This window comes from Halobacillus salinarum, assembly GCF_022919095.1.
GTDB lineage: Bacteria > Bacillota > Bacilli > Bacillales > Halobacillaceae > Halobacillus_B > Halobacillus_B salinarum.
In genome coordinates, this window is sequence record NZ_CP095073.1 from 3,485,154 (window position 1) to 3,498,117 (window position 12,964).

The window sequence follows — 12,964 nt, forward strand, 5'->3', positions numbered from 1 at the left end:
AACGAATCGTTAAATTAATAACACATTAACCTTACCCAATCGGAGATATGTACACTAAATAATTTAAATACCCTTTTGTGGGATACCCCCTTGAATTCTCGCCTAGTGACGAAATACCGAGAGTATCAATTTTTCAAAAGAACAAATCTACATTATTCTACTTTGGCATTATTTATAAAGAGCGCACTTTGGAATAAAAGCACGCCCCATTTAAACAAACAATTACGTACACAGAAAGAAAATTAAAACACCCTTATTATTCGTCTCTCCCCAGCATTGTATAAATTTCAATCAAGTTTCCATCTGGATCACGCAAATGTGCAATTCGAGCGCCCCACTCTGTACGTTCATGAGGCTCGTTCACAAACAAAATGTCCTTTTCACAAAGATGCTTGTAAGCCTTATCGACATCTTCCACTTTAAATTGAAATAAGAATGATGATTGTGTATCCGCATCTACAGGTTTATTTCCTTCACCGACTCCTTCAGCCATCATATTTCGTGGTAAAAGCTCAATTTTGGTTTCTCCCGTGTTAAAGAGGGCATACTCCATGTCTTCCTCATACAGGCTAATTGGCAATTCCAGCTGATTTTTGTAAAACGAAACGCTTTTTCTAAAATCTTTGACCAAAAGTCTAATTTGCAGTAGTTTCAATTTCATCACCTTCCAAAAAGTAAGATTGTTTGATCGAGTATTCATTCCCTTAATCTGACGACCTTGTCTTACTATAAAACAACTTGACTGACAACTACGGTCAGTCAAGTTCGGATTTTTGGTGATGATGAAGTAATTTTGAAACAGTGTCAACTAATTTTTCCTTTAAAAAAGTTGGTTCTAAAACTTCAACAGCTGTTCCATAAAGAAGCAAAAAATTTGGAACGTAAGTCGAAATGGCACTTTCATCTAGTTTAAAATAAACCCGATCTTTTGATCGTTCCACAAGAGCGTGTCCAAACAACCAGTGATCACATAGATCATTAATGGCATGCGGAGCACCTTGAATGCAAATCGTCAGTAGTTGATTCTGATTTTCCCAATCAGGTAAAAGATTTTGAAGGAAAAACTGACGACTTGAAAAACTCTCTGGCTTTTTGAATATAGCATCTGTAGTGGATAGGGATTGAATGCGATCCACTCGAAAGCTGCGTATATTACGTCGCAAATGGCAATAGGCAATGATGTACCATTTTCCATTCCAATACGTCAATCCATATGGATCAACCCGACGTTCTTTCAAGGAGGCTTGGTATCCTTTTTGATACACTATGGTGAGAGTTTTGCCATCCGCCACTGATATTTCCAAATCCTGAAGAAACGAATTCAAAGAAAAATCAGGTTTAGGACTAATCACATCAATTCCCTTTTCGTGACGGTCAATTTCCTCTGATTGATTCGGATTTGTGTATCTTTTCAGCTTGGAAACCGCTCGATTTAATGCGTCACCGTAGGGGTAACCAGCCTCTTCCGCAAATTTGGACGCATGGACAAGTGCCTTTTGTTCCTCTATGTCAAAAAAAAGTGGAGCTTTAGTCAAGTCATGAAGCAAAGAATACCCACCGTTATGCCCGGAATCAGCTATAATTGGAACGCCGCTGGCACACAACGAATCAATGTAGCGATAGACACTTCGAATATGGATCTCAAGTTCATTCGCCAATTGTTTAGCAGTCATCCGTTTTTTCGTTTTTAGCAACCATAAAATAGCGAGCATATTATCAGCCTTGGACATACTACACCTCTTAAAGACAAAATTGTAAAACTGTTTCCTTCATCATTATCTCATAAATCATAAGAGTATTTCCGTACAATCCTTCAAGAATCAAGACTATCGTGTTCATTGACAATATAGCCTTTTCTGGATTAAACATAGTAACCTCTTACTCCAGAATGCTGCCCTATTCTGGAAGACTTGAATTCAAGATAACAATGAATTACATTCCTTTAAAAGAGCATTTTAATTCCCTCACCAGGGTAAAAACACCGACCAACATTACTTTTGCCACGTGCTATTTTCATTAATGTTAATTGAGCAAAATTTACTTGGTTTTTGTATTAATAGTTTAAATGAAAAATTCTTCCCAAATGTTGATTTACCAACCATATGTGTAAAACTATAGCGTTCTCTATTAAGCGTTTGATCATATCGGCAAACGCCTGAACTTGAAAAATCGTTTGACTTAGTTTTTTTCTTGTGCTTTAATTATACTAACGAAAACAAACTACATATTCAAAAAAGGGATACCCCTAAATGATCATACGATGTCCTTCGTATGTCCATTTAGGGGTATTTTTTTGTTCTAAATCCAAAGAGGGGAGAAGTAAATGAAGAGAAAATCAATAATAAAACACGCTCTTTATTATCGAAAAATCGGATTGTACCCCTTTCCAGTTATGGGCAAGATCCCATTGTTTAAAAATTGGAATAAAAAAATTCTCACACCCGAGGAAATCATAAATGGTTTTTATCAAGGAGGTAAGTTAATTGAGTTTTCGAATCGAACAAACATAGGGATTCTTACAGGTCACAAAGTTGATATTTTAGATATTGACTCTACCGAGGCTTTATTGAATTTAAAGAAGAATGGAGCATTTCCTAACACACCAGTAGCAAAAACTAATCGTGGATACCATGTTTATTTTAAACATTCCCCCCACCTTAAATCATGCAGTCCTATTTCCCAAGTAGATTTTCAAAGCACAGGGAAATTTGTGGTGGCTCCTCCATCCTTACATTCGAGTGGAAATAAGTACAAATTTATTATCCACCCCAAAGATGCAGCGTTTGCTCGATTACCAAATTGGTTGGATCAAAAAATTTCTGCTCAAATAAAAGCACAATCCCGACCCCAACAAAACGATTACAACCATGGGGAAAATGTTAACTGGTATAACTATTTTTCGAAGTATGTACTGAATATAAAGAAACAAAATTCAGATTGGTTAACTGGCTTGTGTCCTTTTCACGAGGATCATAATAACTCTTTTGCATTTAGTCCTAATCACGGTGGGTGGATCTGTTTTGCCAACTGTGGCCAAGGGAACGGGTATCAATTTTTAGAAAAAGTAAAAAGAGATTTAATGGAGGATACAAAAAATGAAATATAAACATAATGAGACCCAGCATACATTAGAATATAATGCTTTCTTTGAATTCTCATTGCGGCAATTAAGAGAAATACGAAAGGGATGAGGCAATCCAAAGTTTGGTTATGGATACTCAAACCAAGCAGTTAGATGCCATACTTAGAAAAACATCACGGGTAATCACGTGATTATTTTATCGTTATTATTATCTAACTTATCAAGTAGTTTATGAATTTTGTTTTCGTAATAGACTACTTCATACTTATCCGTGGCAGCTAACATTTTCTCTTTTAAATCTTTATAGAGCAAGAGATCATCTTGTTTCATCTTCTTTATAATAGATTGATTTTCACTTTTTTGGCCATCTAACAAGTGGCTCAAATTATTGTAATTAAATTGGACCTCTTCCAATGATCTGGATCTTAACATTGAGTCTTTATATTGGTTGAATAGATCCTTGTTTTTCTTATTCATTTGAACCATAGAGTTTCGCCTCCTAGTATGAATATCTATTATTATATCATTACACGGATGCAATTTTGGAATGAATTCCTAATAATTGCGGGATCAATTGGCTTTCAAACTGTTGCCTAAATCCACCTATATCATATTCAACTATGGGTATTAGTTTAATCTCTACAGAGTTCAAGTTATCAAATTAAATAATAAAGGGCATAACCCCAAAGTATTCTTACGTTTAATGTGCGTAGGTTAACTTTGGGTTTTTTATATCTAATAAGAAGGGAGGCTTGGTAGATTAAACTAAACTTTGTTCAAAATACACTTTGCCCTATGAAATATTAACTACGCCCCTTCCAGTAAATTAATCTAATTGCTTTTACATTATAAGTGATTTTATGGAATCTCTTACAAGGGGAAAATTAATTAAACCAATGTAAGGAGTTTATCTTGTGCCCACAGACAATCCAAAACAACAAGCGATTCTGGCTTTTAAATTAGTAGAAAAACATTCCAAACTAATAAAAAGCGAAACAGAAGAGATTTTCGTCATTAACAATCAGCTTAATAATTTTGTACCTCTAAGAAGTACATCATTTAAGAATTGGTTAATGTACATGTTCAATCAAGAGAATAATTCATTCCTTGAAGTAAATGCATTAAATCAAACATTAAATCAATTAGAAGCCCTATACAGCTTCAAATTAACTGAACGGCATAGCATTGCAAGCAGAGTTGGACACCACGACAATAAGATCTATATTAACTTAAATGATGAAGAAGGTAATAAGATAGAGATATCAACTTCAGGGTGGAAAGTCACTAGGAACTCCCCTTTAATCTTTCAGATGGATAACAATAATTCATCCATGCCTCTCCCTAAAGGGAGAAATCCTAAAGATTTATTAAGATTGAGACATTATTTAGGTTTGGATGAAAAAGAATTTATGCTGGTCATATCTTTCTTACTTTCCGTATATATGCCTACAGATAAATATCCTGTCTTATACTTTCAAGGTGGAGAAAGCACGGCTAAGACATTTAGGACAAAGTTAATAAAACTACTTTTGGATCCTTCAAAAACAACTGAACTTACGATTCCTAAAAGTGAACAGAACTTATTTGCTCAGGCTAGAGGACAACATTTAGTAACATTTGACAATGTTAGTCAAATAAGTCGGAATCAGGCAGACTGGCTGTGCAAATTGTCTACTACGAGTAGTTTTTCAACCCGCAAGCTATTCTCTGACTTAGAGGGGGTCTACTATAGTTTAGTAAGACCTATTGTTCTCAACAGTATCGAAGAACTTACCGATAAGAATGATTTACTTAGTCGAATGATTTACATTAAACTTCCCAAGCTTAAAGATTTAAAAAGTTCTTCCGAATTAATGAAATCATTAAATGAAGAAACTCCCTATATTTTAGGCGGATTATTTTCTATACTCTCTCATGCCTTAAAAAAATTCCCTTCTAGTGAGATAAAAACTTCATCTCGGTTTATTGACTTTATCAGATGGATAACTTGCTGCGAAGAACAATTAGGGTTACCAAGTAACTACTTCAACACACTCATCCAAGAAAATAATGAGTTTAAAGTTGAGGACGCTATGGAAAAAAATATTTTTCTTCAGCTTCTAATAGAGATAATTGAGAAAAGTCCCAATCCGTTAGTAACTACTCCAACCCAATTATTCAATGATTTAAAAGATTTATACCAAAAGAAGTATGGAGAAAAAGATTTCAAAATTATCCAATCCATAGTTAATTTAAAAGATAAAATTGTGCGTAATGAAAAAATGTTGAATTCTTTAGGAATCAGTTTTAGCTATAAACGAAAGGCAATTCAAAGAACTTACATTTTCACCAAAGATTAAATTAACAGCTATGACAGCCATGACAGCTATGACAGCTTAATCGTTTCCTATTACTTATATAAAAAATCAAAGGAGCCACTAATGAATAACTTAAGTAATTATCCAGACGTGCTAGACGTTTCCGATATCCAAGAGATCTTATCAATTGGAAGAAGGCAAGCCTATAATTTAGCGAATTCAGGAGAATTTCATGTTGTACGAGTAGGAGCGAGAATTAAGGTCTCTAAAAAAATATTTATCAGTTGGTTAAATGGAGAGACACCTAGCATTTAATTGATGTAAAACCTACCAGGCTAAAAATTGACATGGTCTATTCTTAAACATACGATTGAGATATGGCAAACACTGCTGCATCTCAATCGTTTCATGAGAGGTGTAGTAATTTACTACACATTCTCCAATACGTAATTTATGGAGGTTGTGTGAATGAAAGGATCTGTAAAAAAAGATGGTTCTACCTGGTACTACGTAGTCTCATTAGGAAAGAAACCGAACGGCAGATTAAATCAGAAGAAAAAAAGAGGTTTTAAGACCAAAAGGGAAGCCACTCAAGCTTTAAATGAAGTAATTGCACAATATAATAAAGGTCTATATATCGAGCCATCCAAAATGCTATATAAAGAATTTTTAACCTTATGGCTTGATGATAAAAAAATGAACGTCCAAACATCCACCTTTGAATCGTACAGACTTCTTGTTGATGTGCATATCTCCCCTTTTCTTGGTCATATTGGTTTATCAAAACTAAACCCAATGATGATTAATAACTTTTACAGTTTCTTATCTAATGAAAAAGGCTTATCAGGTACAACAATCCAAAGAATCCATACGCTCGTTAAAGACTCGTTAAAGAAAACCGTAGAATGGGAGCTTCTTATTAAAAACCCTACAGAAAACATTAAGCGACCAAAAGCTTCAAAAAATGAGGTCACCGTCTGGACCATTGATCAGGTTCATAAATTTCTAAATGTTGCTGAAAGTGATCCTTTATTCATGGCATTCCATTTAGCCATCGCAACAGGAATGCGTCAAGGTGAAATACTTGGGGTTAGATGGACAGATTTAGATTGGGACAAAAAATTAATAATGATTAGACAAACGTTATCTCATGACGGGAAAGAGTTAAAATCTGGAGCGAAATCAAAGTCCGGAAAACGTACCATTACCCTCCCCGATGAGACAATACATTTGCTCAAAAAGCATAAGGGAAAAATGGATAACTCTCGATCTCTCATTGAAGATATTTACAATGACCATAATCTAATTGTTTGCACAGAATTAGGCAGCCCTATTAATCCCAGTAATTTAACTCGTACTTTCAAAAGGCTTACTGACAAAGCGAACTTGAATAAGATCCGATTTCACGATTTGCGCCACACTCACGCAACGATCTTGCTATTACAAAACGTAAATCCTAAAGTAGTATCTGAACGCCTTGGGCATTCCGATGTTCGATTAACATTAGATACCTATAGTCATTTACTACCTAACATGCAAAGAGAAGCAGCTGACAAAATACATGAGGCTCTTTTTAACTAAAACCAAGTCAAAAAAGTGTAAAATTTTAATTCATGACCAATTCATGACCAAAATAGAATATTCACCTGTTTTTGACGATGGAAACTTATTCAGAAAATAAAAGAAACCCTTATATATCAAGGGTTTCCGGGTAGTGGAGCATAGCGGGCTCGAACCGCTGACCTCTACACTGCCAGTGTAGCGCTCTCCCAGCTGAGCTAATGCCCCGTATATAAATGATGCGACAAGAAAAATTATACCTTCATCCCCCTATGATTGCAATACTTTTCCTGCTAGTTTTTCAGGATAATTATTAAGTCTATAAGACGAAAATAAAGTAATTCTCTCCTTAGTGAGTTCGTAAAAAACCGTTCAATCTCTTTAGAGAGGTTGAACGGTTTTGACTAGGCGGATTTTTCTTCAGGCTGAGCGAGGTAATTGCTGAACTGGATGCTGTCATTCCACATGCTGTCGAATTTCTTCGTCCACTCTTCCGCCATTTCCTTGTCTTTAATTACGAGCATGACTTCATCGTTTTTCTCTTCGGCGGTGTAGGTGAAATTATAGGATCCTGAGGTGGTTAGACGTTTATCTGAAATCGTGATCTTCAAATGCATGAGACCGTTATGATCGTTCACTTTGACGGGAATGCCTGCTTCCATCAGTTTCTCTACATTTTCTTTTTGTCTCGGAATATCCCTTGTCTGGTTCCTGTCGGTGATGACGCGGACGTTCACGCCTCTTTTAGTGGCTTTGCAGATATGAGCGGCGATTTCTTTTTCAGTAAAGGTAAAAATGGCAACATCTAGTGACTCCTTGGATTTATCAATAACCTCGATCAGCTTTTCCTTAGGCGACTTGCTGGACTTTGAGAACACATACTTAATTTTGTTCGGTTCTAAGACGACGGTTTTCTCTTTTTTTGTGAAAACATAGACGCCGTAAGACATCGATCCAAGGATAAGGGCTGCGGCCGCTCCTGTAAACAACTCCATTTGTCCATTCCTCCTTTGAAGTAGTTATGTATATGCCCTGTACGTTTTGTCCCATTCGCTATTTATATGAAAAAGCAATTCAGCTTTCGAAATAGTGCTGCTTGGATCGCGTGAAAATGTTGTTTCCTTTAAATTCAATCCCCTGCTTTCCCATGCTAAAATGAAAGCAGACTACGATTTATGAGGAGGAACTTATGGAAGAAAAATTAGTCCAAGTCCAAAACGTATATTCCCGGCTCATTCAAGCATGGAATGACCGACATGCAGAAGGAATGGCTGAGTTGTTTTCCGAAGACGGTGAAATGATCGGGTTTGACGGCAGTCAGGAATTTGGGACGGCAGCCATTCTCAAACATTTAACCCCCATTTTTGACACTCATCCTACTCCTCCGTTTGTGACGAAAATAAAAGAGGTGAAATTCTTAAGTGCGGACGTTGCCCTAGTTCGAGCGATCGCTGGCATGATTCCTCCAGGCGAAAAAGGACTCAATCCAGATTTCCACACCCACCATACACTGGTCGCAGTTTATGAGGAGGGCCGCTTTCAAATTGAATTGTTCCAAAATACTCCAGCTCAGTTTCATGGCCGCCCAGAACTCGTAAACCAAATGACGGAAGAATTAAATAAAGAAGACTAACCATCAATCCTCCCCCCTTGCTTTCGTAGCAAGGGTTTTTTATTGTAGGCAGAAACATATTTTATCATCAATAACATTATGCCATTTACAATAGTGTGTGTCATACAGTATAATACATACAGGAGCTGATGAAATGAGCGATGTAAACGAACACGTAGATAAACTGTTGCAGGAATTACGTAGAGGTACGATCACCATTGGGGTGCTTAGCCAGCTTTCAGACCCGCATTATGGATATTCCCTCGTAACCACCTTAAAATCAAAGGGCATTGAGGTAGAACCAGGGACGCTTTACCCTTTACTCCGCAGACTTGAAAAGCAAGGACTGCTTAAGAGCCAGTGGGATACAAACGAATCACGGCCAAGGAAATATTATTTGCTGAGTGAAATTGGTAAAGAGGTATATGAACGGTTGTGTGATGAGTGGAAGACGATAGCTTCAAGCATGGAAGGGTTAATAAATGAGGAGGAGAACGAATATGGAGATGATTGAGAGGTATATTTATTCGGTCATGCGCAGACTGCCACAGTCCCAACGGTCGGATATTGGAGAGGAATTACGGAGTTTAATAGAAGATATGCTTCTGGAGAGAGGTACGGACCAGAACCCGAGCGAAAAAGATGTGGAAGCCGTTCTGCTGGAGCTTGGTCCTCCTCATGAACTTGCTTTAAAATATGGCGGACAGCGCAGATACCTCATCAGCCCGGAGTTGTTTTATTTTTATCAAATCATATTGAAAATTGTACTCGTTTCCGCACTTGTAGGGCTTAGCAGCGTTTTTATCATTGAAGCCATTATTAATCCCATGGACATTCTCAGCTACTTTGTCGACTACATCGTTTCCTTGGTTCAAGTTGGGCCGCAGGCATTTGCGTGGGTGACGCTTGCTTTTGCCTTAATGGAGTACAAGGGTATCGTTCCTGACGAACTGAAGAAAGAACGAAGCCAGGAATGGTCGCCGTCTCAGCTGCCAGCGGTCCCGGATCGAAAAAAACAAATCAAAAAAGGCGAAACGATTTTTGGAATTATCGTTTCAGTATTCGTTCTTATTTTTGTCATCCAGTCCAACGATTTTATAGGATTGCCTGTTTTTGCAAATGATCAGCTGGTTACCATCGTACCTTTTTTCAACCTCGAGCATTATTCAAGCTTCCTGGTCCTTATCATCATCATCATTGGACTTGGCATTCTTAAAGAGTGTGTCAAGCTGCTCATAGGAAAATGGACGAAAAAGTTAGCCGCCTCCCTTCTCCTCATTAATCTGGTTATACTTGTTCTCGGAGTATTTTTGCTTCAGTATGGAGGATTGTGGAATCCGGAATTTCTTCAGCAGTTTTCTGATGCAGCTGGATTCAAAATTGGCAGTGAGGCTTATGCTGCAGCCAAGACTATTTGGCAGCAAGCAAAGCTGGGAGTGCTTGTCGTTTTTATCGCAACCGTCATCATCGAAACAGCAGCTGCTTATTTCAAAGCCTATCGCAAATAAAGAGTTTGAAACTTCCCCTTTCTATCTCGTATGAATAAGAGACAGGAGGGGGTTATTTATGAAATATCCATCTAAGCAGGATTTGTGGCTTGGGTTACTGCTCTGGGTTAGTTTAATTAGTTGTATCGTCAGCGTTATTTACGGTTTAATTACAGAGTGGCTGGGGTTGTGGGGCAGTCTCTTCATCATTTTAATTGGAATTGGAATCCCTGGCTTTATCAGCTGGATGATGTTAACCACCTATTATGTATTAACAGACGAGGCACTGGTGATCCGCTTCGGGCCGTTCCGTAAAGCAGTTCCGTTTTCTGCTGTGACCTCTATCCGGAAAACAACAAACCCACTTTCCGCTCCAGCTCTTTCGCTTAAGCGCATTGAAATTCTCACAGGAACTAGCATGGCGTTAATCTCACCAAAGGACAGGGATGCCTTCATCCTTCTATTGAAAGAACGCTGCCCGCAGGCAACGATTAAAGACTAGCGAGGCGTTATTTCATTTGCTGTGGCTGTTTGATTTATCTTCTATTTCACCTTTCTCTGATTTCAATTTCTTATTATATAGAGAAACGGCCCATAGAAAGCCAATGCCGACAAAGAAGATGCCAAGTCCGGCAAAAAAGATACCAATGTAAACTAAACCCATATTATACACCTCCGAACCGTTCAAACTATCTTCTATTATAACGGAACTACAAATCTTCTGTTTACTTCTTTCGATAGAATAAAAAAACAGACCAGCTTTTCTATCATCTGGTCTGTCCATTTAATTGAAACGAAGCCAGTTGCAAGGCTTATTTCAATGTTAAGAGTTGACTTTCGTACCTTTCACCTGCTTGACGAATTCTTTCATGATTGCCGGGAGGTCTGGCCAGGCATGGCCGGAGACGAGGTTTTCATCGACATAGTCCATTTCATCCATGTAGTGCGCACCAATACTTTCCACTTCCGGTTTACATGCGGAATATGCGGTCAGCTTGCGTCCTTTTACTACATCCGCAATCGTTGTCAGTACGAGGCTGCCGTGGCACATGACAGCAATCGGTTTGTCTGCTTCAAAGAAGTGCGCGACAATGCCGGGCAAATGCTCGTCCATGCGAATGTGTTCAGGGGCACGTCCTCCTGGAATAATCAAGGCATCATATTCGTTCGGATTGACATCGGCAAACTGCTTGTTGGCATCCACCATATAGCCTCTTTTTTCAGTGTACGTTTCCCAATCCTCGAAGTCATGTATCACGGTGTTTAGCTTTTTCTGATGAGGAGCTGCGATATCGACTTCGAAACCTTCCTCCTGACAGCGGAAATAAGGATAATAGACTTCCAGGGCTTCGACTGCATCACCGGTAACGATTAAAACCTTTTTGGCAGACATTAGTGAATCCTCCTCTTTCATTTTCTAAAAGCACATAAAATCCACAGTACTGCTCTTCCCTTATTTATCCAGATTCAATCCTTAAATTTTAAAAAAACCGCCTCCTGAAGAGACGGTTATCGAATGAGAGCTTTTGCACGCTGAGTGATTAAGTTTCTTATAAGCTTTTTGCCATCATTAGTCCCTATGGATTCGGGATGAAACTGAACGCCTTCTATCGGGTAATCTAAATGACGAAGGCCCATAATTTCACCTTCTATCGTCGCTGAGCTTATTTCAAAACACTCTGGGAGGTCTTCTAATGTAACGATCAGCGAATGATAGCGCATTGCTTCCATCGGATTGTTTAATCCGCTGTAAATCCCCGCTCCATCATGATGAATTTCTGAAGATTTGCCGTGCATCAGCTTGTCAGCACGCACGACTTTACCGCCAAAGCTTTGGGCGATTGCCTGATGACCAAGGCAGACGCCAAACATAGGGATTCTGCCTTTAAAGTAGGGGATGACTTCCATCGTGACCCCTGTTTCATCCGGAGAACAAGGGCCGGGCGATAAAAAGATCAGCGCTGGATCAAGCTCTTCGATTTCTTCCAGAGTTACTTCATCATTTCTTCTGACAACAATTTCCTCACCTAATTCACCTAGATACTGGACTAAATTGTACGTAAATGAGTCATAATGGTCGATCATGTAAATCATCTCTGCTCAACTCCTCTCTGCTCTTGCTGCTGGCTTACTTTACGAGTTCATGAAGCTCCTTCGTGAATCGGTCTAAAGCAGCTGTTTGTTCTTTTTCCAGTCCATCCAGTTCATTCTCGATCAGGCGGATGATTTTACTGCCGATTATGACGCCGTCCGCATGCCCCCGCACAAGCTTGACGTGTTCATTCGTCGATATTCCAAACCCAACGGCCACAGGCACAGGACTGTATTCTTTTACTTTTTCAATGAACGTTAACACTTCCTTAGACATTTCATTACGTTCACCGGTAACGCCAAGTGTGGATACACAGTAAAGGAAACCCTTCGCTTTTTCTGCGATTCTCTGAATCCGCTGATCAGAATTCGGAGCAACGAGTGAAATAAATTCTACATCATTCTCTTCTGCCTGCTTGCGGAAGTCTTCGCTTTCTTCGAATGGCAGATCCGGTACAAGTACTCCTTCTGCCCCATTTTCACTGAGCATAGCAAAGAATTCATCGTGGCCAAGCTGCATGACAGGATTGTAATAGGTGAATATGACAACAGGGATCTCTACTCCGCGCTTTCTTAATTGGGGAACAAGTTCGATCGCTTTTCTCAGTGACATTCCTGAGTCAAGCGCGCGCTTGGCAGCTCGCTGAATGGTAGGTCCGTCGGCAAGCGGATCAGAATAGGGTACTCCTAGTTCTAAAACATCGGCTCCTGCTTCTTGTAGACGGAGGGCGAATTCAATCGTTAATTCCGGTGTTGGATCTCCCGCTACGACAAAAGGAATAAATAAGTCTTTGGTCTTCGTAAGCTTCCCTTGGAAAGAAGTTTTCGTAATCAT

Annotated in this window: 16 protein-coding genes and 1 tRNA gene; 8 read left to right on the plus strand and 9 right to left on the minus strand. The window is 38.8% G+C overall.

Annotation, left to right across the window (positions count from 1 at the left end; all coding sequences use genetic code 11):
• Window positions 1-256: 256 nt before the first annotated feature.
• Window positions 257-655 carry a VOC family protein gene (locus MUN89_RS18095; protein ID WP_244713914.1) on the minus strand — a complete coding sequence of 133 codons (399 nt, stop codon included), beginning with the start codon at window positions 653-655 and terminating at the stop codon, window positions 257-259.
• A 100-nt stretch (window positions 656-755) separates the two neighbouring features.
• Window positions 756-1,730: a helix-turn-helix transcriptional regulator gene (locus MUN89_RS18100; protein WP_244709205.1), complete on the minus strand. Its 975-nt coding sequence runs from the start codon at window positions 1,728-1,730 to the stop codon at window positions 756-758.
• 593 nt (window positions 1,731-2,323) lie between these two features.
• Between MUN89_RS18100 and MUN89_RS18105 the strand changes: the two genes are divergently transcribed.
• A complete protein-coding gene (locus MUN89_RS18105; protein ID WP_244709207.1) occupies window positions 2,324-3,106 on the plus strand; it encodes a bifunctional DNA primase/polymerase in 783 nt (260 codons plus the stop codon).
• A gap of 159 nt (window positions 3,107-3,265) precedes the next feature.
• On the opposite strand, the gene MUN89_RS18110 is transcribed toward MUN89_RS18105, so the two are convergent.
• Window positions 3,266-3,568: a hypothetical protein gene (locus MUN89_RS18110; protein ID WP_244709209.1), complete on the minus strand. Its 303-nt coding sequence runs from the start codon at window positions 3,566-3,568 to the stop codon at window positions 3,266-3,268.
• Window positions 3,569-3,996: 428 nt separating this feature from the next.
• Between MUN89_RS18110 and MUN89_RS18115 the strand changes: the two genes are divergently transcribed.
• The 3 genes from MUN89_RS18115 to MUN89_RS18125 all read left to right on the plus strand — a co-directional run bounded on the left by MUN89_RS18115 (window position 3,997) and on the right by MUN89_RS18125 (window position 6,960).
• Window positions 3,997-5,421: a hypothetical protein gene (locus MUN89_RS18115; protein ID WP_244709211.1), complete on the plus strand. Its 1,425-nt coding sequence runs from the start codon at window positions 3,997-3,999 to the stop codon at window positions 5,419-5,421.
• 81 nt (window positions 5,422-5,502) lie between these two features.
• On the plus strand, window positions 5,503-5,694 hold the full coding sequence (locus tag MUN89_RS18120; protein ID WP_244709213.1) for a helix-turn-helix domain-containing protein: 192 nt from the start codon (window positions 5,503-5,505) through the stop codon (window positions 5,692-5,694).
• Window positions 5,695-5,847: 153 nt separating this feature from the next.
• Entirely contained in the window at window positions 5,848-6,960 is a 1,113-nt protein-coding gene (locus tag MUN89_RS18125; RefSeq protein ID WP_244709214.1) for a site-specific integrase, read from the plus strand.
• 134 nt (window positions 6,961-7,094) lie between these two features.
• On the opposite strand, the gene MUN89_RS18130 is transcribed toward MUN89_RS18125, so the two are convergent.
• Window positions 7,095-7,167: transfer RNA gene (locus MUN89_RS18130), tRNA-Ala, on the minus strand.
• A gap of 176 nt (window positions 7,168-7,343) precedes the next feature.
• Window positions 7,344-7,934 carry a phospholipase D-like domain-containing protein gene (locus MUN89_RS18135; protein WP_244709216.1) on the minus strand — a complete coding sequence of 197 codons (591 nt, stop codon included), beginning with the start codon at window positions 7,932-7,934 and terminating at the stop codon, window positions 7,344-7,346.
• A 194-nt stretch (window positions 7,935-8,128) separates the two neighbouring features.
• Between MUN89_RS18135 and MUN89_RS18140 the strand changes: the two genes are divergently transcribed.
• The 4 genes from MUN89_RS18140 (at window position 8,129) to MUN89_RS18155 (ending at window position 10,540) form a co-directional block, all read left to right on the plus strand.
• The gene (locus MUN89_RS18140; RefSeq protein WP_244709218.1) at window positions 8,129-8,572 is read left to right on the plus strand and encodes an SgcJ/EcaC family oxidoreductase; all 444 of its coding nucleotides are present in this window, start codon (window positions 8,129-8,131) and stop codon (window positions 8,570-8,572) included.
• Between the two features lie 133 nt (window positions 8,573-8,705).
• Window positions 8,706-9,065 carry a PadR family transcriptional regulator gene (locus tag MUN89_RS18145; RefSeq protein ID WP_244709220.1) on the plus strand — a complete coding sequence of 120 codons (360 nt, stop codon included), beginning with the start codon at window positions 8,706-8,708 and terminating at the stop codon, window positions 9,063-9,065.
• Window positions 9,052-10,059 carry an HAAS signaling domain-containing protein gene (locus MUN89_RS18150; protein ID WP_244709221.1) on the plus strand — a complete coding sequence of 336 codons (1,008 nt, stop codon included), beginning with the start codon at window positions 9,052-9,054 and terminating at the stop codon, window positions 10,057-10,059. The genes MUN89_RS18145 and MUN89_RS18150 overlap by 14 nt, the downstream gene beginning before the upstream one ends.
• 58 nt (window positions 10,060-10,117) lie before the next feature.
• Window positions 10,118-10,540, plus strand: coding sequence for a PH domain-containing protein (locus tag MUN89_RS18155; protein WP_244709223.1), 423 nt, complete (start codon window positions 10,118-10,120; stop codon window positions 10,538-10,540).
• 12 nt (window positions 10,541-10,552) lie between these two features.
• Here MUN89_RS18155 and MUN89_RS18160 read toward each other — a convergent pair whose 3' ends face one another.
• From MUN89_RS18160 to trpA, 4 genes are all read right to left on the minus strand, one after another.
• Entirely contained in the window at window positions 10,553-10,702 is a 150-nt protein-coding gene (locus MUN89_RS18160) for a hypothetical protein (protein ID WP_244709224.1), read from the minus strand.
• A 159-nt stretch (window positions 10,703-10,861) separates the two neighbouring features.
• On the minus strand, window positions 10,862-11,431 hold the full coding sequence (locus tag MUN89_RS18165) for a DJ-1/PfpI family protein (RefSeq protein ID WP_244709226.1): 570 nt from the start codon (window positions 11,429-11,431) through the stop codon (window positions 10,862-10,864).
• 116 nt (window positions 11,432-11,547) lie between these two features.
• Complete coding sequence (locus MUN89_RS18170) at window positions 11,548-12,132, minus strand: anthranilate synthase component II (protein ID WP_244709228.1); 585 nt, start codon at window positions 12,130-12,132, stop codon at window positions 11,548-11,550.
• A 34-nt stretch (window positions 12,133-12,166) separates the two neighbouring features.
• The gene (gene trpA / locus MUN89_RS18175) at window positions 12,167-12,964 is read right to left on the minus strand and encodes a tryptophan synthase subunit alpha (RefSeq protein ID WP_244709229.1); all 798 of its coding nucleotides are present in this window, start codon (window positions 12,962-12,964) and stop codon (window positions 12,167-12,169) included.